The 22,910-nt window shown below is 56.5% G+C and carries 16 protein-coding genes and 6 tRNA genes; 13 read left to right on the top strand and 9 right to left on the bottom strand.

Features of this window, described 5'->3' with window-relative positions; translation table 11 throughout:
- Positions 1 to 47 precede the first annotated feature (47 nt).
- From chiP to nagE, 3 genes are all read right to left on the bottom strand, one after another.
- Positions 48 to 1,439 carry a chitoporin ChiP gene (gene chiP / locus ABFX35_RS02315; protein WP_346078937.1) on the bottom strand — a complete coding sequence of 464 codons (1,392 nt, stop codon included), beginning with the start codon at positions 1,437 to 1,439 and terminating at the stop codon, positions 48 to 50.
- 453 nt (positions 1,440 to 1,892) lie between these two features.
- Positions 1,893 to 3,557 carry a glutamine--tRNA ligase gene (gene glnS / locus ABFX35_RS02310; protein WP_346078935.1) on the bottom strand — a complete coding sequence of 555 codons (1,665 nt, stop codon included), beginning with the start codon at positions 3,555 to 3,557 and terminating at the stop codon, positions 1,893 to 1,895.
- 239 nt (positions 3,558 to 3,796) lie between these two features.
- A complete protein-coding gene (nagE, locus tag ABFX35_RS02305; RefSeq protein ID WP_279027066.1) occupies positions 3,797 to 5,836 on the bottom strand; it encodes an N-acetylglucosamine-specific PTS transporter subunit IIBC in 2,040 nt (679 codons plus the stop codon).
- A gap of 331 nt (positions 5,837 to 6,167) precedes the next feature.
- Between nagE and nagB the strand changes: the two genes are divergently transcribed.
- From nagB to ABFX35_RS02250, 11 genes are all read left to right on the top strand, one after another.
- Complete coding sequence (gene nagB, locus ABFX35_RS02300) at positions 6,168 to 6,968, top strand: glucosamine-6-phosphate deaminase (protein WP_346080827.1); 801 nt, start codon at positions 6,168 to 6,170, stop codon at positions 6,966 to 6,968.
- A 17-nt stretch (positions 6,969 to 6,985) separates the two neighbouring features.
- Positions 6,986 to 8,125 (top strand): N-acetylglucosamine-6-phosphate deacetylase, encoded by a 1,140-nt coding sequence (nagA, locus tag ABFX35_RS02295; protein ID WP_095845457.1) that lies wholly within the window; start codon positions 6,986 to 6,988, stop codon positions 8,123 to 8,125.
- Between the two features lie 25 nt (positions 8,126 to 8,150).
- Positions 8,151 to 9,371: a DNA-binding transcriptional regulator NagC gene (gene nagC, locus ABFX35_RS02290; RefSeq protein WP_279029240.1), complete on the top strand. Its 1,221-nt coding sequence runs from the start codon at positions 8,151 to 8,153 to the stop codon at positions 9,369 to 9,371.
- A gap of 66 nt (positions 9,372 to 9,437) precedes the next feature.
- Positions 9,438 to 10,190 (top strand): HAD-IIA family hydrolase, encoded by a 753-nt coding sequence (locus ABFX35_RS02285; RefSeq protein WP_095845459.1) that lies wholly within the window; start codon positions 9,438 to 9,440, stop codon positions 10,188 to 10,190.
- Between the two features lie 441 nt (positions 10,191 to 10,631).
- The gene (gene asnB, locus ABFX35_RS02280) at positions 10,632 to 12,296 is read left to right on the top strand and encodes an asparagine synthase B (protein ID WP_121554790.1); all 1,665 of its coding nucleotides are present in this window, start codon (positions 10,632 to 10,634) and stop codon (positions 12,294 to 12,296) included.
- Positions 12,297 to 12,513: 217 nt separating this feature from the next.
- Positions 12,514 to 12,590 (top strand) — tRNA-Met (locus tag ABFX35_RS02275).
- A gap of 7 nt (positions 12,591 to 12,597) precedes the next feature.
- A tRNA-Leu gene (locus ABFX35_RS02270) sits at positions 12,598 to 12,682 on the top strand.
- Positions 12,683 to 12,717: 35 nt separating this feature from the next.
- Positions 12,718 to 12,792 (top strand) — tRNA-Gln (locus ABFX35_RS02265).
- Positions 12,793 to 12,836: 44 nt separating this feature from the next.
- A tRNA-Gln gene (locus tag ABFX35_RS02260) sits at positions 12,837 to 12,911 on the top strand.
- A gap of 40 nt (positions 12,912 to 12,951) precedes the next feature.
- A tRNA-Met gene (locus ABFX35_RS02255) sits at positions 12,952 to 13,028 on the top strand.
- 5 nt (positions 13,029 to 13,033) lie between these two features.
- Positions 13,034 to 13,108: transfer RNA gene (locus tag ABFX35_RS02250), tRNA-Gln, on the top strand.
- A 142-nt stretch (positions 13,109 to 13,250) separates the two neighbouring features.
- Here the strand turns inward: ABFX35_RS02250 and araH are convergent.
- The 4 genes from araH to ubiF form a co-directional block, all read right to left on the bottom strand.
- Complete coding sequence (gene araH / locus ABFX35_RS02245; protein ID WP_346078931.1) at positions 13,251 to 14,234, bottom strand: L-arabinose ABC transporter permease AraH; 984 nt, start codon at positions 14,232 to 14,234, stop codon at positions 13,251 to 13,253.
- Positions 14,235 to 14,253: 19 nt separating this feature from the next.
- Positions 14,254 to 15,777, bottom strand: coding sequence for an L-arabinose ABC transporter ATP-binding protein AraG (gene araG, locus ABFX35_RS02240; protein ID WP_346078929.1), 1,524 nt, complete (start codon positions 15,775 to 15,777; stop codon positions 14,254 to 14,256).
- 121 nt (positions 15,778 to 15,898) lie between these two features.
- On the bottom strand, positions 15,899 to 16,882 hold the full coding sequence (locus ABFX35_RS02235) for an arabinose ABC transporter substrate-binding protein (RefSeq protein ID WP_346078927.1): 984 nt from the start codon (positions 16,880 to 16,882) through the stop codon (positions 15,899 to 15,901).
- A 517-nt stretch (positions 16,883 to 17,399) separates the two neighbouring features.
- Positions 17,400 to 18,581 carry a 3-demethoxyubiquinol 3-hydroxylase gene (gene ubiF / locus ABFX35_RS02230; RefSeq protein ID WP_346078925.1) on the bottom strand — a complete coding sequence of 394 codons (1,182 nt, stop codon included), beginning with the start codon at positions 18,579 to 18,581 and terminating at the stop codon, positions 17,400 to 17,402.
- Positions 18,582 to 18,750: 169 nt separating this feature from the next.
- Here ubiF and miaB point away from each other — a divergent pair, with 169 nt between their 5' ends.
- Both miaB and ABFX35_RS02220 read left to right on the top strand, forming a co-directional pair.
- Positions 18,751 to 20,175: a tRNA (N6-isopentenyl adenosine(37)-C2)-methylthiotransferase MiaB gene (miaB, locus tag ABFX35_RS02225; protein ID WP_279023983.1), complete on the top strand. Its 1,425-nt coding sequence runs from the start codon at positions 18,751 to 18,753 to the stop codon at positions 20,173 to 20,175.
- A gap of 116 nt (positions 20,176 to 20,291) precedes the next feature.
- Complete coding sequence (locus ABFX35_RS02220; RefSeq protein ID WP_095845469.1) at positions 20,292 to 20,627, top strand: zinc ribbon domain-containing protein YjdM; 336 nt, start codon at positions 20,292 to 20,294, stop codon at positions 20,625 to 20,627.
- Positions 20,628 to 20,687: 60 nt separating this feature from the next.
- On the opposite strand, the gene araD is transcribed toward ABFX35_RS02220, so the two are convergent.
- Both araD and araA read right to left on the bottom strand, forming a co-directional pair.
- On the bottom strand, positions 20,688 to 21,383 hold the full coding sequence (araD, locus tag ABFX35_RS02215) for an L-ribulose-5-phosphate 4-epimerase (protein WP_346078923.1): 696 nt from the start codon (positions 21,381 to 21,383) through the stop codon (positions 20,688 to 20,690).
- Positions 21,384 to 21,407: 24 nt separating this feature from the next.
- On the bottom strand, positions 21,408 to 22,910 hold the full coding sequence (gene araA / locus ABFX35_RS02210) for an L-arabinose isomerase (RefSeq protein WP_346078922.1): 1,503 nt from the start codon (positions 22,908 to 22,910) through the stop codon (positions 21,408 to 21,410).

Raw genomic sequence — 22,910 nt, 5'->3', positions numbered from 1 at the left:
TCCGTCAGCAGTATCGCCAATCGCGCCTTTTCCCCTGCGGGTGTGCCTTACAGCAGCGTAAACGGCGCGATCACCATGAATTTAACGTCTTTCTCATCCTGGAAAATGTTGCCGTAGCCCCCGCTCCAGCTTGGGATATCCGAGTGGTTGTCATAGCGGGTGAAGTGCAGCTTGAACTGTGTACCTTTGGCGCGCCCTTCCTGCACGGTGTACATCGCATCAAGGCTATAAGCGCTCTCTTTGAGCCGTTGGCTCTGATCGTAAACCGGGTTGGTGCTGGGTTTGGCATCCCAGGCGTAAACATACGAACCGCCCACCGCCCAACCAGGCAGATCCCAGTTCTTCAGGTCATACATCACGCCGGCGTAGACGGCTTTTTCACCGTTGGCGTTAAAATCGGAACGGTTATCCCACCAGATATCAAGGCGGCCGTTGGAAGACGCGTAGGTCGGCGTCATGCGTTGCAGGAAATACCCCTGGTTGCCCTCGGCCTTGACCATGGTGCCTTCCAACCGCCAGTTGAACGGGCCGGTGGTATAGCCGAAGGTCAGCGCCTGCAGCCAGGCCAGGCCGTCATAGATACTGTTGGCATCGCTTTTATTGCCGATGCGGTCTTCAGCCCCATAGAACTGGTAACTGGTGGTCAGCGGGTTGCCCGCCACGGAAAACTGGTAGCTGGCCTTGGTGAAATACTGGTTTACATAGCCCTGGGCCTGGCCGAAGGCGGCTTCCAGCACCAGGTTGTTTTTAAAGTCATATTTCGCCCCGAAGGAGTGCAGGTAGGCAACCGCGGTTTTTCTGTCGTTCTGGCGGAAATCGTCCATTTCGGTGTGCCACGGAGCCTTATACTTGTTGGCCCACATATAAGAAAAACGCAGTTCCCCAGCATCGCCGTAATCAAACTCGGCCCCGGCTTCCGCCCCCTGATAAGTGCCGGGCAGCAGGCTCCAGTGCGGCGCCAGCAACGTTTGCCCACTAGGCTGGATATAACCGGCGCGCGCCCACAGCGGGCCTGATTTGAACTTCGCTGCGGCCTTATACAGGCTAACGCCGCTCTTGTCGCCGCTGTAATCTTCAGCGTAAGTGCGGTTCTTCGCAGAAAAAGCGATTTCATTCGGGTGACCGCTTGCGCTGGATTCCGCCATCTCAACGGCGGTGAAGAGCGCCAAATCGATGCCGAACATATCGGCGACATAGCCGGAGGAGAAATCAAGATTGGCGTTCCATGTGGCATGGGAAAGATTGGTTTTATATTGATCGCCGTCGGTAACATCTTTGCGATCGCGCTGGCGCTGCCAGTAGTACACTCCACCCGTCAGCGATGCATCATCGATAAACCCTGCGGCCTGCACGCTGGCCGGGGCCACCCAACCACCGCCGGCAGCGGCACTGGCTAACACCAGCACCAGCGCTCTGCGCCGCACATCCTGTTGTTTCATACAAAATCCCTCTTGCGGTTAAAAGTGCGGCGAATACACCGTTGAGCCGTACGCCGCGCAATGTCATGCTGATCACAGACTACTTTCGCGTTGAAAATTATCAAAGAGGAATGGCGTGATTTTTATCAAAGTATGACCAAGAGCACATCTCGGTATGTCATGAGGTAACAATTTATGTGACGCAGCACCAAATGGCGGACAGATAAATAATAATATGATTATAAAATAATTTTTATCACACTATACCTAATCAGGGTGAACACTTTGCGCCAAAGAAACATCGCTTCGGCGCCGGCTTGCTTAAGAGGGAAATGCAGTTAATTCGCAATAAAAATAAATAACACAAGGCAGTGTATGCGGTGGGAATGAACGAAAATAGCCGCGAATAATCGGCGTAAACATAAAAAAAGCGCAGCCTGCGCCGCGCTTTTTAGCCACTGAAGAAAGAAAGACTTAAACTGCGGCTTTCGCCCAGGTATCACGCAGGCCGACGGTGCGGTTAAACACCAGGTGCGTGGCCGCAGCATCGCGGCTGTCTGCACAGAAGTAACCTTCGCGCTCAAACTGGTAGGCTTTTTCCGGTTGTGCACCGGCCAGGCTTGGCTCAACGAAGCCCTGTTTAATCACCAGCGATTCCGGGTTAATGGTCGAGAGGAAATCCTCTGCCGCGCCCGGGTTCGGCACGCTGAACAGGCGATCGTACAGGCGAATTTCCGCCGGCAGCGCGTGCGCCACAGACACCCAGTGGATCACCCCTTTCACCTTGCGGCCATCGGCCGGATCCTTGCTTAGCGTTTGCGCATCATAGCTGCAATAGATGGTGGTGATGTTCCCCTGCTCGTCTTTCTCAACGCGTTCGGCTTTAATCACGTAGGCGTTACGCAGGCGCACTTCTTTACCCAGCACCAGACGCTTGTACTGCTTGTTGGCTTCTTCACGGAAATCCGCGCGATCGATATAGATCTCACGGCTAAATGGCACCTCACGGCTGCCCATTTCCGGCTTATTCGGATGGTTAGGCATAGTGACCATCTCAACATCTTCGCCCTTGTTTTCGATGACCACTTTCACCGGATCCAATACCGCCATGGCGCGCGGCGCGTTCTCGTTAAGATCGTCCCGGATGCAGGATTCCAACGCCACCATTTCCACGTTGTTATCTTGTTTGGTGACGCCTATCCGCTGGCAGAACTCACGGATCGATGCCGCGGTATAACCACGGCGGCGCAGGCCGGAAACGGTCGGCATACGCGGATCGTCCCACCCTTCCACGATGTTTTCCGTCACCAGCTGGTTCAGCTTGCGCTTGGACATAATCGCGTACTCAAGATTGAGGCGCGAAAACTCGTACTGACGCGGGTGGCACGCGATGGTGATATTATCCAGCACCCAGTCATACAGGCGGCGGTTATCCTGGAATTCCAGCGTGCACAGCGAATGCGTGATCCCTTCCAGCGCATCGGAAATGCAGTGGGTGAAATCGTACATCGGATAGATGCACCATTTGTCGCCGGTCTGGTGGTGATGGGCGAACTTGATGCGGTACAGCACCGGATCGCGCATCACAATGAACGGCGATGCCATATCAATTTTGGCACGCAGGCACGCCGTGCCTTCAGCGAATTCGCCCTGGCGCATTTTTTCAAACAGCGCCAGGTTTTCATCTACGCTGCGATCGCGGTACGGGCTGTTTTTACCCGGCGCCGTCAGGGTGCCGCGGTATTCACGGATTTGTTCAGGCGACAGTTCATCAACGTAAGCCAGGCCCTTGGTGATCAACTCCACTGCATAGCCGTACAACTGATCGAAATAGTTCGAGGAATAGCAAACGTCGCCGCTCCACGTGAAGCCCAGCCATTCCACATCGCGCTTGATTGACTCAACAAACTCCACGTTTTCCTTAACCGGGTTGGTGTCGTCAAAGCGCAGATTGCACTGGCCATGATAATCCCTGGCGATGCCAAAATTCAGGCAGATAGACTTCGCATGGCCAATATGCAGATAGCCATTAGGTTCAGGCGGGAAACGGGTATGAACCGTGGTGTGCTTCCCTGAAGCCAGATCTTCATCAATGATCTGGCGGATAAAGTTGGTTGGGCGGGCTTCAGCCTCACTCATTGTTCTATTCCTCAAAGACAAAACGCGACATATAACCGCCTATGATCCAACAAGCCACGCCCGGAAACAACCGTTAGTTTCACGAAAAGCGCAGCTTGCGGCCACCTCATGCTTAAGAGAGCCACAGCCCGGCATTTGTGCCGTTCTTCCATAACAAAAGCGGGAAGAGATCGCTCTCTTCCCGCCTCATTATTCAGGCCGTTTTCGCTATCTGCGATAGCGCGCCCTGGCTTTACGCCTTATTTTTGGATCTCAAACAGCGGGGTCTGGCCGGCCACCACCTGCCCACTGGCCAATTCGGCCAGGCCGGCATAGTCTTCAATGTTGCTGACGATCACCGGGCTCACCATTGAGCGCGCGTTGGCATTCAGGAAAGCCAGATCCAGCTCCAGAACCGGCTGGCCGGCTTTCACCGCCTCGCCTTCCTGCACCAGGCGTTTAAAGCCCTGGCCGTTCAGCGCCACGGTATCAATGCCGATGTGGACGACAATTTCGGCGCCTTTATCGGTTTCCAGGCAAAACGCATGGTCGGTGTTGAAGATTTTCACCACGGTGCCGTCTGCCGGCGCCACGACGGTTTTATCGGTTGGGCGAATGGCAACGCCTTCCCCGACAGCTTTGCTGGCAAAGGCTTCATCCGGCACCTGCTCCAATGGCACCACCTCACCGGTGATCGGCGCCAGCAAGCGCTGGAACGCCGCCTTCGGCGCATTCGGTACCGCCTGCGGTTTGGCCTGGGTGGCGGGTTCAACCGCCGCCGCTGCAACCGCGGCGGCAACCGGGCCGGCGGAAATAACGCTGCGCATCGCGCTGGCGATCAGTTCGGCACGGGTGCCGACAATAATCTGCACGCTCTGCTTGTTCAACCGGATCACCCCGGAAGCGCCCAGGCGTTTCGCCAGGCCATCATTAACCAGCGCAGAATCTTTTACATTCAGGCGCAGGCGGGTGATGCAGGCATCAATCCCCGTCAGATTATCGCTACCGCCAATGGCGGAAACATAGCGGCGAGCCAGCGCGGAGGTTTCACTTTCACCCTGGTTGGCGCTGTTATCCACATTCACATCATAACCGTCGCTCTCATCACCGCTAGCCGCCAGTTCACGCCCCGGCGTCATCAGGTTGAACCGGGTGATGGTGAAGCGGAACACCAGGTAGTAAATGACGAAGAACACCAACCCTTGCGGGATCAGCATATACCAGTGGGTTGCCAGCGGGTTGCGCACCCACAGCATCATATCCACCAGCCCGGCGCTAAAGCCAAAGCCGGAAATCCAATGCATGCTGGCGGCGATGAACACCGAGATCCCGGTCAGCACCGCGTGAATCACATACAGCACCGGGGCCACAAACATGAAGGAAAACTCAAGCGGCTCGGTGATGCCGGTAAAGAAGGCCGCAAAGCCGGCAGCCAGCATAATCCCAGCCACTTTTGCCTTATTCTCCGGGCGCGCGCATTGATAAATCGCCAGCGCCGCCCCCGGCAGGCCGAACATCATGATCGGGAAGAAACCAGCCTGATAGCGGCCGGTAATGCCCACCACCGCTTTGCCGGCATCGATGGACTGCTGGCCGCCGAGGAAGTTAGGGATATCGTTAATCCCGGCGACGTCAAACCAGAACACCGAGTTCAGCGCATGGTGCAGACCGACCGGGATCAACAGGCGGTTAAAGAAGGCATAAATACCGGCGCCAACCGCGCCCATTTTCTGGATGTGCTCACCGAAGCTCACCAGCGCGTTGAAGATCATCGGCCAGACATACATCAGGATGAAAGCAACGAGGATCATCAGGAAAGAGATCAGGATCGGCACCAGGCGGCGGCCGCTGAAGAAGGACAATGCCTTCGGCAGTTCAACGCCGCTGAAGCGGTTGTATATCTCCGCCGAGATCACCCCCACCAGAATACCAACGAACTGGTTTTCTATTTTACCGAACGCGGCGGGCACCTGCTCCACCGGGATTTTTTGGATCATTGAGACGGCGGCAGGTGAACACAGGGTGGTCAGCACCAGGAAGCCGACAAAGCCGGTCAGCGCGGCGGCGCCGTCTTTGTCTTTCGACATGCCATAAGCCACACCAATGGCAAACAGCACAGCCATGTGGTCAATGATGGCCGAACCGGATTTGATCAACAATGCGGCAAACGCATTATCGCCCCCCCAGCCGACGGGATCGATCCAATACCCCACCCCCATCAGGATTGCGGCTGCCGGTAGCGTGGCAACCGGCACCATCAGGGCCCGGCCTACTTTTTGTAAATAACTAAGAATATTCACCTTTTCCCCCTACTGATCCGCGAGCGGAATCTTATTAGTTGTTATTGATGCTACTCACTACTTTTTGGAAAACTCCATGGCACGCATGACTCGCACCGAGTGTAAAAAGAATATTTTTCATCGCAAATTAAAACCTCATTATTTGTGATGCACATCACTAATAATGAGTCTTTTATAACCGTATTGCTAGCCACAACACAAAACTTATTTTATGATTCGAAAAATCAAAGCATGCGGTGATTCATACAGGAGCCATCAAGCTGAGTTACGCTTAGAGCTCCTGCCCAGGGCCCGTTTCGCTCCCGTTTTAGTTTACTTACAGAGGTGTATGATGAGACTGATACCACTACAAGATACCGCACAAGTCGGCAAATGGGCGGCACGCCATATTGTGCAACGCATCAAGGCGTTCAACCCCACCACAGAGCGCCCGTTCGTTCTCGGGCTGCCCACTGGCGGTACGCCGCTGGAAGCATACAAACACCTGATCGCCATGCACAAAGCCGGTGAAGTCAGCTTCAAACATGTGGTTACCTTCAATATGGATGAATATGTTGGTCTGCCGCAAGAGCACCCGGAAAGCTATCACACCTTCATGTACCGTAATTTATTTGATCACATTGATATCCCGCGCGAAAATATCAATCTGCTGAATGGTAATGCGCCGGATGTGGACGCTGAGTGCCGTAGCTATGAAGAGAAAATCAAATCTTACGGTAAGATTCACCTGTTTATGGGCGGCGTCGGCATTGACGGGCACATTGCGTTTAACGAGCCGGCCTCATCCCTGGCCTCTCGCACCCGCATCAAGACATTGACCGAAGAGACCCGCATTGCCAACTCACGCTTCTTTGGCGGCGATGTCAATCTGGTGCCTAAATATGCCCTGACCGTAGGCGTCGGCACGCTGCTGGATGCCGAAGAAGTGATGATTCTGGTTACCGGCCATGCCAAAGCGCAAGCGCTGGCGGCCGCGGTGGAAGGTAATATCAACCACCTGTGGACGATCAGTTGCCTGCAGTTGCATGCCAAAGCCGTTATGGTTTGCGACGAGCCTTCCACGATGGAATTGAAAGTCAAAACCGTTAAGTATTTCCGCGCGTTAGAAGCGGAAAACATGAAAAATCTTTAATCTCTGCAGGGGGCTACATGTTCGCTTTAACTCACGGCCGTATCTACACCGGCCACGATGTGCTTGATAACCACGCGGTTGTCATTGCTGATGGCCTGATTGAACGGGTCTGCCCACAAGACCAGCTGCCCGCCGGGATCGAAACGCGCGATCTGGGTGGCGCCATGCTAGCCCCCGGTTTCATTGACGTTCAGCTTAACGGCTGCGGCGGCGTGCAGTTTAACGATTCGCTGGCAGCCATCTCGGTTGAAACGCTGGAAATCATGCAGCGCGCCAATGAAAAATCCGGCTGCACCAGCTATCTGCCGACGCTGATCACCTGCAGCGACGAATTTATGAAGCACGGCATCGAAGTGATGCGTGCCTATCTGAAAAAACACCCGAATCAGGCGCTGGGCCTGCATCTGGAAGGGCCCTACCTCAACCCGGTGAAAAAAGGCACCCACAACCCGGCGTTTATCCGCAAGCCCGACAGCCAGATGGTGGATTACCTGTGCGCCCATGCCGATGCCATCAGCAAAATCACGCTGGCGCCGGAAATGGTCGAGCCGCACGTTATCCGCCAGTTGTCTGAAGCCGGCATCATCGTTTCCGCCGGCCATGCCAACGCCACCTACGCCGAAGCCCGCGCCGGCTTTGCTGCGGGCATCACTTTCGCCACCCATTTGTACAACGCCATGCCTTATATCACCGGCCGCGAACCGGGCCTGATCGGCGCGGTGTTTGATACGCCAGAGATCTATACCGGTATCATCGCCGACGGCCATCACGTGGCCTGGGCGAGTATCCGTAACGCTAAACGTATTAAAGGTGATAAATTGGTGCTGGTCACCGACGCGACTGCTCCGGCAGGCGCCGATATTGATCAATTTATTTTTGCCGGTAAAACAATATACTATCGCGACGGAATTTGCGTAGACGCCAACGGTACCCTGAGCGGGTCCGCGCTGACCATGATCCAAGCGGTGCAAAACAGCGTGGAACATATCGGCATTGCGCTGGATGAAGCGCTGCGGATGGCAACGCTGTACCCGGCGCGCGCCATCGGCGTGGCTCATCGCTTAGGCACCGTCGAGGCCGGCAAGGTCGCTAACCTGACCGCTTTTACCCGTGATTATAAAATCACCAAGACTCTCGTTAACGGTAACGAGGTATAATTAATGAACAGCGAGTAACATTTTGATGAGCACCGGTGGCCAGGCACAAATAGGTAATATTGATTTAGTTAAACAGCTCAACGGCGCCGCCGTTTACCGCCTGATCGACCAGCAAGGCCCGATCTCGCGTATTCAAATTGCCGAACTGAGCCAGCTTGCCCCCGCCAGTGTCACTAAAATTACTCGCCAGTTGTTGGAGCGCGGGCTGATCAAAGAAGTCGATCAGCAAGCCTCTACCGGCGGGCGCCGTGCGATCTCCATCGTAACGGAAACCCGCTATTTCCATACCATCGCCGTGCGGCTTGGCCGCTACGACGCCACGATTACCCTGTACGACATGAGCGGTAAATCGCTGGGCGAAGAGCACTATGCGCTGCCCGAGCGGACGCAAGAGACGCTGGAACACGCGCTGTTTGCCGCCATCGCTCAATTTATTGAAAGCTACCAGCGCAAGCTGCGCGAACTGATCGCCATTGCCGTTATTTTGCCCGGCCTGGTAGATCCAGTGCAGGGCGTGGTGCGTTATATGCCGCATATCAGCGTGAATAACTGGGCGCTGGTGGATAACCTGCAGCAGCGCTTTAACGTCACCAGCTTTGTCGGCCACGATATCCGCAGCCTGGCGCTGGCAGAGCACTACTTTGGCGCCACGCGCGACTGCGAAGATTCCATCCTGGTGCGGCTGCACCGCGGCACCGGCGCCGGGATTATCGTCAACGGGCAGATCTTCCTCGGCACCAACGGCAACGTCGGCGAGATTGGCCATATCCAGATCGATCCCCTCGGCGAGCGCTGCCACTGCGGCAACTTCGGCTGCCTGGAAACCGTGGCCGCCAATGCCGCCATCGAACACCGGGTGCGCAACCTGCTGACGCAAGGCTACCCGAGCAAACTGACGCTGGACGACTGTAACATCAGCGCCATCTGCAAGGCCGCCAACCGCAGCGATCTGCTGGCCAGCGAAGTGATCGAACACGTCGGCCGCGATCTGGGCAAAGCCGTGGCGATCGCCATTAACCTGTTCAACCCGCAGAAAGTGGTGATCGCCGGCGAAATTACCGAAGCCGAGAAAGTGTTGCTGCCGGCCATTCAAAGCTGCGTGAATACCCAGGTGCTGAAAGACTTCCGCAAAAATCTGCCGATAGTCACCTCCGAACTCAACCATCAATCCGCCATTGGCGCTTTTGCGCTGGTTAAGCGGGCCATGCTCAACGGCGTGCTATTACAGCGGCTGCTGGAAAGCTGAGCCTTCGCGCGGCAAGGCATGTTATTTTCACGCCTTGCCCTGCTGCTATTATGAGAACCGTAAACAATGACCATAAAAAACGTTATCTGTGACATCGACGGCGTACTGATGCATGACAATACGGCCATCCCGGGCGCCGATCTGTTTTTAGCGCGCATCCAGGAACAAGGCATGCCGCTGGTTATTCTGACCAACTATCCTTCCCAGACCGCGCAGGATTTGGCAAACCGCTTTGCCGCCGCCGGGCTGGAAGTGCCGGAAAGCGCGTTTTATACCTCCGCCATGGCCACCGCCGATTTCCTACGCCGCCAGGAAGGTAAAAAGGCCTATGTGGTGGGGGAAGGCGCGCTGATCCACGAGCTGTACAAGGCCGGCTTTACCATTACCGATATCAACCCGGATTTTGTCATCGTTGGGGAAACCCGCTCCTATAACTGGGATATGATGCACAAGGCGGCCTATTTCGTGAATAACGGCGCCCGCTTTATCGCCACCAATCCGGATACCCACGGCCACGGTTTTGTTCCCGCCTGCGGCGCGCTGTGCGCCCCGATTGAAAAAATCACCGGCCGCGTGCCTTTCTACGTTGGCAAACCCAGCCCGTGGATTATCCGTGCCGCGCTCAATAAGATGCAGGCGCATTCGGAAGACACGGTGATCGTCGGCGACAACCTGCGCACCGATATTCTGGCGGGCTTCCAGGCCGGGCTGGAAACCGTGCTGGTGTTGTCCGGGGTTTCCACCCTCAACGATGTGGAAACCATGCCGTTCCGCCCGAGCTACATATTCCCATCCGTCAGCGATATCACCATATTCTGATCCCCCGGCGGCCGCACCGCCAGGCAAATACGCCACGGCGGCCATGCGCCGCCTTAGCAAACGCCCGTTGCCCAAAGCTGCCTTTATGCCGCCCTGACGGCGCAAAACACCATTTCAGCAAACGCCCGATTCACTTTGTATAAAAAAGACGCATCCGGATGAAAATTGAATATTCGCTAACTTTAGGCGTTTAAAAATGAAGATCCGCTAATTTTCCGCCCCCCGCCAACAACTATTTTTCCGGCCGGCGTTAAAACGCTTGCATCTACCGGCCCTTTTGACGCATTTTCATAAACACAACGCAGCTATACCGCCAGATACTCTGGCAAAGCCTGAATAATTCGAGTAGCAAGCCAACGCTTGTGCAGCTTGAAATATGACGGGGATAAAACGGCAATGCTGCTATAAATAACACCACGAAAAGTCGTTAGGAGAGTTTGTATGTGTTCTATTTTTGGCGCGCTTGATCTGAAATCCGATCCCACGGAACTGCGCAAAACAGCGCTGGAAATGTCGCGCCTGATGCGCCACCGCGGCCCAGACTGGTCTGGCGTATATGCCAGCGATAAAGCCATTCTTGCGCATGAACGCCTGTCCATCGTTGACGTTAACAACGGTGCGCAACCTTTATACAACGCCGCTCACACCCATGTGCTGGCGGTTAACGGTGAAATCTACAACCATCAGGCGCTGCGTCAGCAACTGAGCGAACGCTATGCGTTCCAAACCGGCTCCGACTGCGAAGTGATCCTCGCGCTGTATCAGGAAAAAGGCCCGGAATTCCTTGACGAACTGCAGGGCATGTTCGCTTTCGCCCTGTACGACAGTGAAAAAGACGCTTACCTGATCGGCCGTGACCACTTGGGCATCATCCCGCTGTACATGGGTTACGACGAAAATGGCACCCTGTATGTCGCTTCCGAAATGAAAGCGCTGGTGCCAATCTGCCGCACGATTAAAGAATTCCCGGCGGGCAGCTACCTGTGGAGCCAGGACGGTGAAATTCGCTCCTACTATCAGCGCGACTGGTTCGATTACGAAAACGTTAAAGACAACGTCACCGACGCCAACGAACTGCGCGATGCGCTGGAAGAATCCGTAAAAAGCCACCTGATGTCCGACGTGCCATACGGCGTGTTGCTGTCGGGCGGGCTGGATTCATCAGTCATTTCCGCGATCACCAAAAAATATGCCGCGCGCCGCGTTGAAGATGCAGAGCGTAGCGAAGCCTGGTGGCCACAGTTGCACTCCTTCGCCGTTGGGCTGGAAGGCTCACCGGATCTGCGCGCCGCGCAGGAAGTGGCCAACCATTTGGGCACCGTGCACCATGAGATTCACTTCACCGTGCAGGAAGGCCTGGATGCTATCCGCGATGTGATTTACCACATCGAAACCTACGATGTCACGACCATCCGCGCCTCAACGCCGATGTACCTGATGTCGCGTAAAATCAAGGCGATGGGCATCAAAATGGTGCTGTCGGGTGAAGGTTCGGACGAAGTGTTCGGCGGTTATCTGTATTTCCACAAGGCGCCAAACGCCAAGGAATTGCATGAAGAAACCGTGCGCAAACTGCAGGCGCTGCATATGTTCGACTGCGCCCGTGCCAACAAAGCCATGTCAGCCTGGGGCGTGGAAGCGCGCGTACCGTTCCTGGATAAAAAATTCCTCGACGTCGCGATGCGCATCAACCCGCAGGACAAAATGTGCGGCAACGGCAAAATGGAAAAACACATCCTGCGCGAGTGCTTTGAGTCTTATCTGCCGTCCAGCGTGGTTTGGCGCCAGAAAGAACAGTTCTCCGACGGCGTTGGCTACAGCTGGATTGATACGCTGAAAGAAGTGGCTGCGAAGCAAATCACCGATCAACAGCTTGAAAACGCACATTTCCGTTTCCCGTACAACACGCCGACCTCGAAAGAAGGCTACCTGTACCGCGAAATTTTTGAAGAGCTGTTCCCGCTGCCAAGCGCGGCAGAATGTGTGCCTGGCGGCCCGTCAGTGGCCTGTTCTTCCGCCAAGGCGATTGAATGGGATGAGTCCTTCAAGAAAATGGACGATCCATCCGGCCGTGCGGTTGGCGTGCACCAGTCTGCCTACCAATAAGCGGGCTGGCGGTACCCACAAGGCGAACCTCCAGGTTCGCCTTTTTATTACACTTTTGCCCTGCAAACACTCTAATTGCTGTTTTTATCACCATACTGTTCACAAGCCAGACAAACGGCAGCGGCGGCGGCTTTTTCGGGAAAAAACTTGTTGACGCAAATCGGTCATATACGCATAATGCGCCCCGCAACGCTGATGAAGGCAGCGCGAAAAAGATGGCTACGTAGCTCAGCTGGTTAGAGCACATCACTCATAATGATGGGGTCACAGGTTCAAATCCCGTCGTAGCCACCATCTTTTTGCGGGAGTGGCGAAATTGGTAGACGCACCAGATTTAGGTTCTGGCGCCGCAAGGTGTGCGAGTTCAAGTCTCGCCTCCCGCACCACTCTCTTCATCGCTGGTTGTTGCATATTCTGCTGATGGGGTATCGCCAAGCGGTAAGGCACCGGTTTTTGATACCGGCATTCCCTGGTTCGAATCCAGGTACCCCAGCCATCTTTTCATGGAAAGGGGTTCAGCAGAAAGGTTTGCTAAGCTGATGGGGTATCGCCAAGCGGTAAGGCACCGGTTTTTGATACCGGCATTCCCTGGTTCGAATCCAGGTACCCCAGCCATCATAAACAGCTTGCAAATCAAAGAAGTACGAAGTACTATGGCTACGTAGCTCAGCTGGTTAGAGCACATCACTCATAATGATGGGGTCACAGGTTCAAATCCCGTCGTAGCCACCATCTTTTGGGGTATCGCCAAGCGGTAAGGCACCGGATTCTGATTCCGGCATTCCGAGGTTCGAATCCTCGTACCCCAGCCAATTTAGCTGATACGTCAGCGAGTAACGGAGCGATAGCCGAAAGGTTACGCTCCGTTTTCTTATGGGCGACAGAAAGCGCTGGCCGGGCGGCCAGAGCCTTGCACTGCGCTACGCGCTGAATTAGCTGTTTAATTCAGCCCAGTCAGATCGTTTTCTTCGCCAGCTGTTTGTAGCGGTCAAAAATCACCGCCGCCAGCAGAATCACCCCGCGCACCACATACTGCGCGAACGGGGAAATATTCAGCAAGTTCATGGCATTTTCCACCGTGCCCAAAATCAGCACCCCGGCGACGACATACGAAATTTTGCCAATCCCGCCTTTTAGCGAAACCCCGCCCAGCACGCAGGCGGAAATCACGATCAGTTCATAGCCCAACGAGGTCATCGGCTGGCCGCTGGTCATACGCGAAGCCAGAATGATGCCGGCCGCGGCCGAGACCAGGCCGGACAAGGCGAAAATAATGATACGGGTGCGCACGACCGGCACGCCCGCCAACCGGGCCGCTTCCTCGTTGCCGCCGATAGCCAGCGTATTGCGCCCGAAGGTGGTTTTATTCAGCAGCAGGCCGAACAGAATCAGGCAGGCGACGGTGATCCAAATCGGCGCCGGCAACCCCAGCCAGTTAGCGTAGCCGAGCGCAAAAAAACGCTCATCTTCGATCCCTACCGCCTTACCATCGGAAATGATATAGGCCAGGCCACGGGCGATTTGCATCGTGGCCAGGGTGGTGATCAGAGCATTGATTTTCAAACGGGCGATCACGAAGCCGTTAATCAGCCCGAACCCCATCCCCAGCAGCAGCCCGGCGCCGACGCCGAGCCACAGGCTTTCGCTCATATTAATCACCACCGCCGTGGTGACGCCGGCGCAGGCAATAATGGAGGCCACCGACAGATCGAAATCGCCGGAGGCCAGGCAAAACAGCATGCCGCAGGCCACCATGCCCGACATGGAGATCGCCAGCCCCAAGCCTTTCATATTAATAAAGCTGGAAAAGTTCGGCACAAACACTACGCAGGCCAAGAACAGCACGGCAAACACCACTAGCATGCCGTAATTATCCCAGATACGGGAAAGCCCTATGTGCCGTTTTGGTTTTTCAGGCGTTGTGGTAACAGTGGACATGTTCAGTGCTCCTTCGCAATCAGGCTACCGCGGACGCAATATCCGGGGTGCGTAACATTGCCAGACTCAGCGCTTTCTGCTCAGTGGCCTCATCGTGCTGTAACTCGCCGGAAATCATGCCCTCGCGCATGACGATGATGCGGTCGGCCAGTCCGAGCACTTCGGGTAAATCGCTTGACGCAAACAGCACGGCAATGCCCTGCTTCGCCAACTGATAAATGACGTGATAGATTTCATGCCGTGCGCCGACGTCTATGCCGCGCGTCGGTTCGTCCAGCAAAATGACTTTCATCTCTTCCGACAGCCAGCGCCCCAGGATCACCTTCTGCTGGTTTCCCCCCGACAGGTTCATGATGAGCTGGGCGGCCGACGGCGTTTTTATATTCAACGCCTGGATGCGTTTTTCCGCGTTTTCCGCCTCCCACGGGTTATTAATCACAAAGCCGGCCTTCAGATTCCTGCGCCGCGCGCTGATATTGATGTTCTCGCGCACCGAGTGCACGGCGATAATGCCTTCGGCCTTACGATCTTCCGGGCACAACATCACCCCTTGGCGGATCGCATCGGCAGGCGAGCGGAGCGTCAGCTTTTTGCCATCCAGCAACACCTCGCCTGCGGTAATGTGGGTCGCGCCGAACAGGCCTTTCATCAGTTCGCTGCGCCCCGCGCCCACCAGACCAAACAGCCCGACGATTTCCCCGGCTTGCACGCTGAAGGAAATCGGCGCTTTCACGCCGGGCGCTTTAACCGCATTTAACGTCAGGCGCGCGGCGCCGAGCGGCCGCGGCTGATAGCCGAAGACATCGCCCAGTTGGCGGCCAACCATCGCCTGCACCAGTTTTTCATGATTAACCTGCTGCATATCGTCAAACGTCCGCACATAGCGCCCGTCCTTGAAGACGGTGATGGCATCGCTCAGCGCGAAAATCTCCTCCATGCGGTGTGACACATACAAAATGACCCGCCCCTCGCTGCGCAATTCGCGGATAACCCGAAACAGCTGTTCGATCTCCCGCGCCGACAGCGAACTGGTCGGTTCGTCAAACGCGATGATCTTGGCGTTGCGCGCCAGCGCCTTGGCGATTTCGACCATTTGCCACTGGCCGATAGACAGGTATTTCAGCGGGGTGTCCGGATCGATATCCAGCCCGAGATGCTCCAGTTGCAGTTTCGCTTCATAACGCAGCAGCGAATAATTCACCAGCCCGGCTTTATGCGGCAACTGGCCGAGGTAAATATTCTCGGCGACCGTCATTTCCGGCACCAAATGCAGTTCCTGATAAATAATGGCCACGCCGGCATTCAGGGCGTCGGTGGTGGTGTTGAAACGCACCGCCTGCCCGTTAATGCGGATTTCCCCTTGGGTGGGCGTATAGTTGCCGCTCAGAATCTTCAATAGCGTGGATTTGCCGGCCCCGTTCTCGCCCATCAGTGCATGGATCTGGCCGGCATAGCAGGCAAAGCTGATGTCATCCAGCGCCTTAACGCCCGGAAATACCTTGCCTATCCCGTGGAACGACAAATAAGGTGACTGTGCTGTCATCGCGATTTCCTCGTAACGTCATGCCCGCTGTGGCCGGGCGATCACACCATGGCGTATGGCGCATCCTCCTGGCCGCGCCTGGTCGTAGCCGCGCGTTATCGGCGCGCGGCGCCTTCGGCACTTACATCAGCCCTTTTTTCTTCAGTTCGGTTTTAAAGTTCTCGCGCGTAATCAGCACCACATCGGTGACTTCGGTAAACTTCGGCGGCTCAACGCCGTTGGCGATCCAGTCGTGCAGCATCTGGATACTCTTGTAGCCATGAATATCCGGGCTGGGCAACAGCGAGCCGTAGAAACCGGTCGCCTGTCCTTTCGACAGTTCGCTGACGGCATCCACGCCGTTAATGCCGATGCCGATGACGTTTTCCGCTTTGAACCCCTGCCCTTCCGTCGCCCGAACCCCACCGAGCACCGTGTTGTCATTCATGCCGACAATCAGCCAGTTTTTCACGTTCGGGTGCTGTACCAGCATTGAGTTGGCCGCATCAAACGCGCCGGGGATATCGTTGGATTTCGTCGGCACCTGATAGATTTGTTTTTCCGGGAAGCCGGCCGCTTTCAGCGCATCCATTGAGCCGGTGGTGCGGCGGCGTGCGGTATCCAGTTCGTTAGCGGTAATCGCCATCACCGCCGTGTCTTCCACTTGCCAGCCGCGCTTTTGCATCTCCTTCCACAGCTCCTGGCCCTGGCGCTCGCCAATTTTTGTTGCCGCCATCATCACCAGCGGAACGGTTTCCATCGGCTGCCCTTTGGCGTTGACGAACTGATCGTCGACGGCGATCACTTTCAGGTCATAACTGCGGGCCTTCGCCGCAATAGCCGGCCCCAGTTTGGGATCCGGCGTACAAATCACAAAGCCTTTCGCGCCGCTGGCCGCCAGGCTATCGATGGCGTTGAGCGTTTTCTCGCCATCCGGTACCGCAATTTTAATCACATCAAAACCGAGATCTTTCCCGGCCTGATCGGCAAACTTCCATTCCGTCTGGAACCACGGTTCTTCCGGCTGTTTAACTAAAAAACCCAGCTTCATGTTCGCCGCCATAGCCGAATGTGACATAACTGCGGCCAGGCCAAGCACGGCCATCGTCTTAATGAATTTATGCATGATGTTCTCCGGTCGTTTTTTCGTCACTTACGCCGCCATTGGCTTAATGCGTGTAAACGTTATCAATAGGGTACTTCCGGTCTGGATGGCGTAAAAACACCGACTTAGTGCGAAACGCTTCCCCAGAAAGAGACAGACGATTTACTTTTTAGCCGTTAATGCCCGGCAGAATATAGAGCGCTATCACATACGGGAAGAACAGCAGGATTGTTCATACATTCAGCGAATTTAGCCAGCTGTTAACATTTTGACTACCGTCACAAAACAGCGATAGGCAGCAGAAAAGTACATGCATCCGACCTTTCGTTCCCTGCCCACCGGCGCGGGCCACGGAGAAGGAAACAATAGAGATGAATCACCCGCTGGCGGGCTCAAGGGAAGGAAAGTGGTAGCCTGGCATGGCGGCAAAAGGGGCGCCGTAGCCCTGGGGCACAGTTTACGGCTCTGCCACGCCTGGCACAGGGTGGGCCGGAATTACGCCGCCCGCGCTCACCGGCGGGCGGCACATTGACATTACTTACAAACCCAGGGCGTATTTGAGGGCCTGCTCTTTCAGCTTGCCGCCGCGTTCGGCGGCCATCAGCGCCAGATTGCGCAGCACGCCCAGCGGCGCCAGGTTGTTGCTGAACGCGGTATAGAACAGATCCATGCCGCTTTGCATCAGCAGGTTGTCGGTGCGGCGCCGGCGCTGGTAGCGGGCCAGAACCGAAGCCGCTGCCCAATCTTCGCCGTTTTCACGCGCGCGGTTCACCACATCCAGCAGCGCTTCTACGTCGCGATAGCCCAGATTCACGCCCTGGCCGGCCAGGGGGTTGATGGTATGCGCCGCATCACCAATCAGCGCCAGCCCCGGCAGGACATAGCGCTGCGCATGGCGGCGCACCAAAGGGAAAGCCCCGGCGGCATGTGCTTTCACCGCGCCCAGCCGCGCAGGGAATGCTGCTGTGATTTCGCGTTCAAGCTGCGCCATCGGCAGCGCCTGCAGTTGGCGGATGCGCTGCGGGCTGTCGTACCACACCAGCGAAGCCCAGTCATCGAACAGCGGCAAAAACGCGCGCGGCCCGGAGGGGAAGAACCGTTGCCAGGTGACATCCTGCTGCGGCGCCCCGGTGCGTACCGTGATCAACATGCAATCCTGGCGGTATTGCCAACCGCTGGTGCCGATCGCCGCCAGTTTTCGCACCTGCGAATGCGCCCCATCGGCGCCGATGACCAGACGGGCCAGCAACACCTCACCGTTGTCCAGCGCCACCCGCCACAGCGCACCGTCACGTTGCAGCGCGCTTAGCCTGGCGGGGCAACACAGCGTGATGGCATCGCAGCGCTCAATCTGCTGCCACAGCGCCAACTGCAGCACCCGGTTCTCAACCATAAAACCCAGTTCAGGCAACCCGAGCGATGCCGCATTAAACGCCACGCGCGCAGAATCCCACTCCCAGGTTTCCAGGCGCCGATACGGGGCAGAGCGCATCTGTTCCACCGCCGGCCATGCCCCCAGTTGCCGTAGCAACGCCACCGACGTGCAGCCAATGGCGGAAATGCGTAGATCAGGCGGGCTGGCAAGATCAAACGCCGCGGGCCGCTGGTGCTCCAACAGCGCAACCTGGAACCCGGCCTGCGCCAGCCCCAGCGCCGCGGCTGCCCCGACCATCCCGCCGCCCACTACCACGGCGTCCATCCGTTTTTCTGTCATCTTCATTTTGGCTATGCTTATTGGGATCCTGGCCCCAGTGTACCGGATTTTTCATCCCGTATCAGGCTACGGGCCATGTTTCCCAGGCTGGTCACCAAGCCGGCAAATGTTTACAATAGGCGCCCAGCATGTCGCTTAACGCAACTTTCACTCCGCACTGAGTAATGGCAAGTTAATGACAAAGAAACTACATATCAAAACCTGGGGCTGCCAGATGAACGAATACGATTCATCAAAAATGGCCGATCTCCTGGGGAGTACGCACGGTTATCAGTGGACCGACAACCCTGAAGAAGCAGATGTGTTGCTGCTTAATACCTGCTCGATCCGTGAAAAAGCGCAGGAAAAGGTCTTCGGAATGTTAGGCCGTTGGAAGCAGTTAAAAGAGAACAAACCGGATCTGATTATCGGCGTTGGCGGCTGCGTGGCCTCACAGGAAGGCGAACATATCCGCCAGCGTGCGCCGTGCGTTGACGTCATTTTTGGCCCGCAGACCTTGCACCGCCTGCCGGAAATGATTAATCACGTGCAGGGCACCCGCAGCCCGATCGTTGATATCAGCTTCCCGGAAATCGAGAAGTTTGATCGCCTGCCGGAACCGCGCGCAGAAGGCCCCACCGCCTTTGTTTCCATTATGGAAGGCTGCAACAAATACTGTACCTTCTGCGTGGTGCCTTACACCCGTGGTGAAGAAGTCAGCCGCCCGATCGACGATATTCTGTTTGAAATCGCCCAATTGGCCGCTCAGGGCGTGCGTGAAGTCAACCTGCTGGGCCAGAACGTGAACGCCTATCGCGGCGCGACCTACGACGGCGGCATGTGTTCGTTTGCCGAGCTGCTGCGCCTGGTGGCGGCGATCGACGGTATCGATCGCATCCGCTTCACCACCAGCCATCCGATTGAATTCACCGATGACATCATCAAAGTGTATGAAGACACGCCGGAGCTGGTCAGCTTCCTGCACCTGCCGGTGCAAAGCGGCTCCGACCGTATCCTGACGATGATGAAACGCGCGCATACCGCGTTGGAATATAAATCGATCATCCGCAAGCTGCGTAAAGCGCGCCCCAATATCCAGTTGAGCTCTGACTTTATCATCGGCTTCCCGGGGGAAACCCAGGCCGATTTCGAGCAGACCATGAACCTGATTGCCGAGGTTAACTTCGACAACAGCTTCAGCTTTATTTATTCCCCGCGCCCCGGCACCCCGGCGGCGGACATGGTGGATGACGTCAGCGAAGAAGAGAAAAAGCAGCGCCTGTATATTCTGCAAGAGCGCATTCAGCAGCAGGCCATGCAGTTCAGCCGCCGCACGCTGGGCACCGTTCAACGCATTCTGGTGGAACGTCCTTCCCGCAAAAACGTGATGGAGCTTGCCGGGCGCACCGAATGCAACCGGGTGGTGAACTTCGAAGGCACGCCGGATATGATCGGCCAGTTTGTCGACGTTGAAATTACCGATGTGTACCCCAACTCGCTGCGCGGCGAGGTAGTACGCACCGAGCAGCAGATGGAACTGCGCGTACATGAATCCCCGCAGGCGGTGATTGCCCGCACGCGCAAAGAAAATGAGCTGGGTGTCGGTACCTATCAACCCTAACGCCGCGTTACGTATCACAATAAACCGCGGTTTTTTGCGTTCTTATTTCGTTTTCCTGCCGGGCAGTAATGCCCGGTAATTTTCTTTTTTTATTTGATTAATGAGGCAACATAACAATGCAACTCCCACACTGCCCTAAGTGCAATTCCGAATACACCTATCAGGACGGTGAACTGTATATCTGCCCTGAATGCGCCCACGAATGGAACGACCAGGCGGCGGAACAGGATGACGACGCGCTGATCGTCAAGGATGCCAACGGCAACCTGCTGGCCGACGGCGATGCGGTTACGGTGATCAAAGATCTGAAGGTGAAGGGCAGTTCTTCCATGCTGAAAATTGGCACCAAGGTAAAAAATATCCGTCTGGTGGAAGGCGATCATAACATCGACTGCAAAATCGACGGTTTTGGCCCGATGAAGCTGAAATCCGAATTTGTGAAAAAGAACTGATCCTTCCCCTCAATGCGGTAAGGCGGCCCGCCCTACCGCGTTTTCCCCAACGGTGACAAGCTACTGGCCGTAATAGGCCCGCTCGCCGTGCTTGCGCAGATAGTGTTTATCCAGCAGAGTTTGCTGCATGCCCGGCAGATGGGGCGCCAGTTGGCGGCACATGATGCCCATATAGGCCACCTCCTCCATTACAATCGCATTATGAACGGCATCTTGCGGATCGTTGCCCCAGGCGAACGGCCCGTGCGAATGCACCAGCACGCCCGGCATCTGCGCCGGCGTGATGCCGCGCTCGCGGAAGGTTTCCACAATCACCGCGCCGGTTTGCCACTCGTAGTCGCCGTTGATCTCCGCATCGGTCATTTTGCGCGTACAGGGAATGTCGCCGTAAAAGTAGTCGGCATGGGTCGTGCCGGTTGCCGGGATCGGCAGCCCCGCCTGCGCCCAGATGGTGGCATGGCGCGAATGCGTATGCACGATGCCGCCAATCTGCGGGAAACGCTGGTACAGCAAGCGGTGGGTCGGCGTATCGGAAGAGGGCTTTTTGCTCCCTTCCAGCACCTCGCCGGTGGCCAGACTGACCACCACCATGTCGTCCGCCGTCATCAGGTCGTAGTCGACGCCCGAAGGTTTGATAATCACCGCGCCGCGCTGGCGATCCACCGCGCTGACGTTGCCCCAGGTCAGGGTCACCAACCGGTGTGCCGGCAGCGCCAGATTCGCCGCCAGCACCTGTCGTTTTAATTCACTAAACATAGGCGTTCTCCAAACAGTGTCAGCCTAGCGTTTACCGCCGTAATACACCGCGTTCCAGCGCAACGCGTCTTTAAAGGCCGGCAGCCGGGTATCGTTATCAATGACCGTCAGTTCGATGTCATGCAGTTCGGAAAACAGGCGCAGGTCGTCCAGCGTCAACGCCTGGCTGAAGACAGTGTGATGCGCGCCGCCGGCGATAATCCACGCTTCGGCGGCGGTGTGCAGATCCGGCAGGGCCTTCCACAGCGCGTTCGCCACCGGCAGCTTCGGCAGCGGGTGCGGCGTATCCAACGCTTCCACGGCGTTGACCAGCAAACGGAAACGGTCGCCCAAATCGATCAGGCTGGCGTTGATGGCCGGCCCGCTGCGGGTCGAGAAAATCAGCCGTGCCGGATCCGCTTTGCCGCCGATGCCAAGGAACTGCACGTCCAGAATCGGCTGCTCCTCGGTGGCGATAGACGGGCAAACCTCCAGCATATGGGAGCCGAGCACCAGATCGTTGCCGGCCTCAAAGTGATAGGTGTAATCCTCCATAAACGACGTGCCGCCCGGCAGCCCTGATGACATCACCTTCATGATGCGCAGCAGCGCCGCGGTCTTCCAGTCACCCTCGCCCGCAAAGCCGTAGCCCTGCTGCATCAGCCGCTGCACCGCCAGCCCCGGCAGCTGTTTCAGGCCATACAGATTCTCAAAGGTGGTGGTGAAAGCGTGGAATCCGCCCTCCTCCAGGAAGCGTTTGATGCCCAGCTCAATGCGCGCCGCATCAATCACGTTCTGCCGTTTTTCGCCGTGAACCTGCGCCGCCGGCGTCAGGCGATAGGATGACTCATACTCATCCACCAGCGCATTGACGTCGCCGGTGCTAACGGCATCGACCACTTCCGCCAGATCGCCCAGCCCATAGCCGTTGACCGAAAAGCCGAACGTGATCTGCGCCGCCACTTTGTCGCCTTCGGTAACCGCCACTTCACGCATGTTGTCGCCGAAGCGCGCCACTTTCAGCTGGCGGGTATCCTGCTTCGATACCGCCTGACGCATCCAGGCGCCAATCCGCATACGGCTTTGCGGATCTTGCCAGTGGCCGGTAACCACGCTGTGCGTCTGGCGCATACGGGCGCCGATGAAGCCGAACTCCCGGCCGCCGTGCGCGGTCTGGTTCAGGTTCATGAAGTCCATATCGATGCTGTTCCAAGGGATCTGGGCATTGAACTGGGTGTGAAACTGCAGCAATGGCTTGGTCAAGATGCTCAGGCCGTTGATCCACATTTTGGCCGGCGAAAAGGTGTGCAACCACACCACCAGCCCGGCGCAGCGCTCGGCATAATTGGCTTCGCGGCAGATCGCCGTGATCTCGTCCGGGCTGGTGCCCAACGGTTTAAGCACCAGTTTGCAAGGCAGGTTTCCTTCGGCATTAAGCGCATTCACCACCTGTTCCGCGTGTTGAGTCACCTGGCGCAGCGCTTGCTCGCCGTAGAGCTTCTGGCTGCCAATCACAAACCACACTTCGTATTGGGAAAAAATAGTCAT

The organism is Gibbsiella dentisursi (assembly GCF_039539505.1).
Classification (GTDB): Bacteria; Pseudomonadota; Gammaproteobacteria; order Enterobacterales; family Enterobacteriaceae; genus Gibbsiella; species Gibbsiella quercinecans.
The sequence above is the reverse complement of the archived record's forward strand: the minus strand, read 5'-3'. Positions and strand labels throughout refer to the sequence as shown.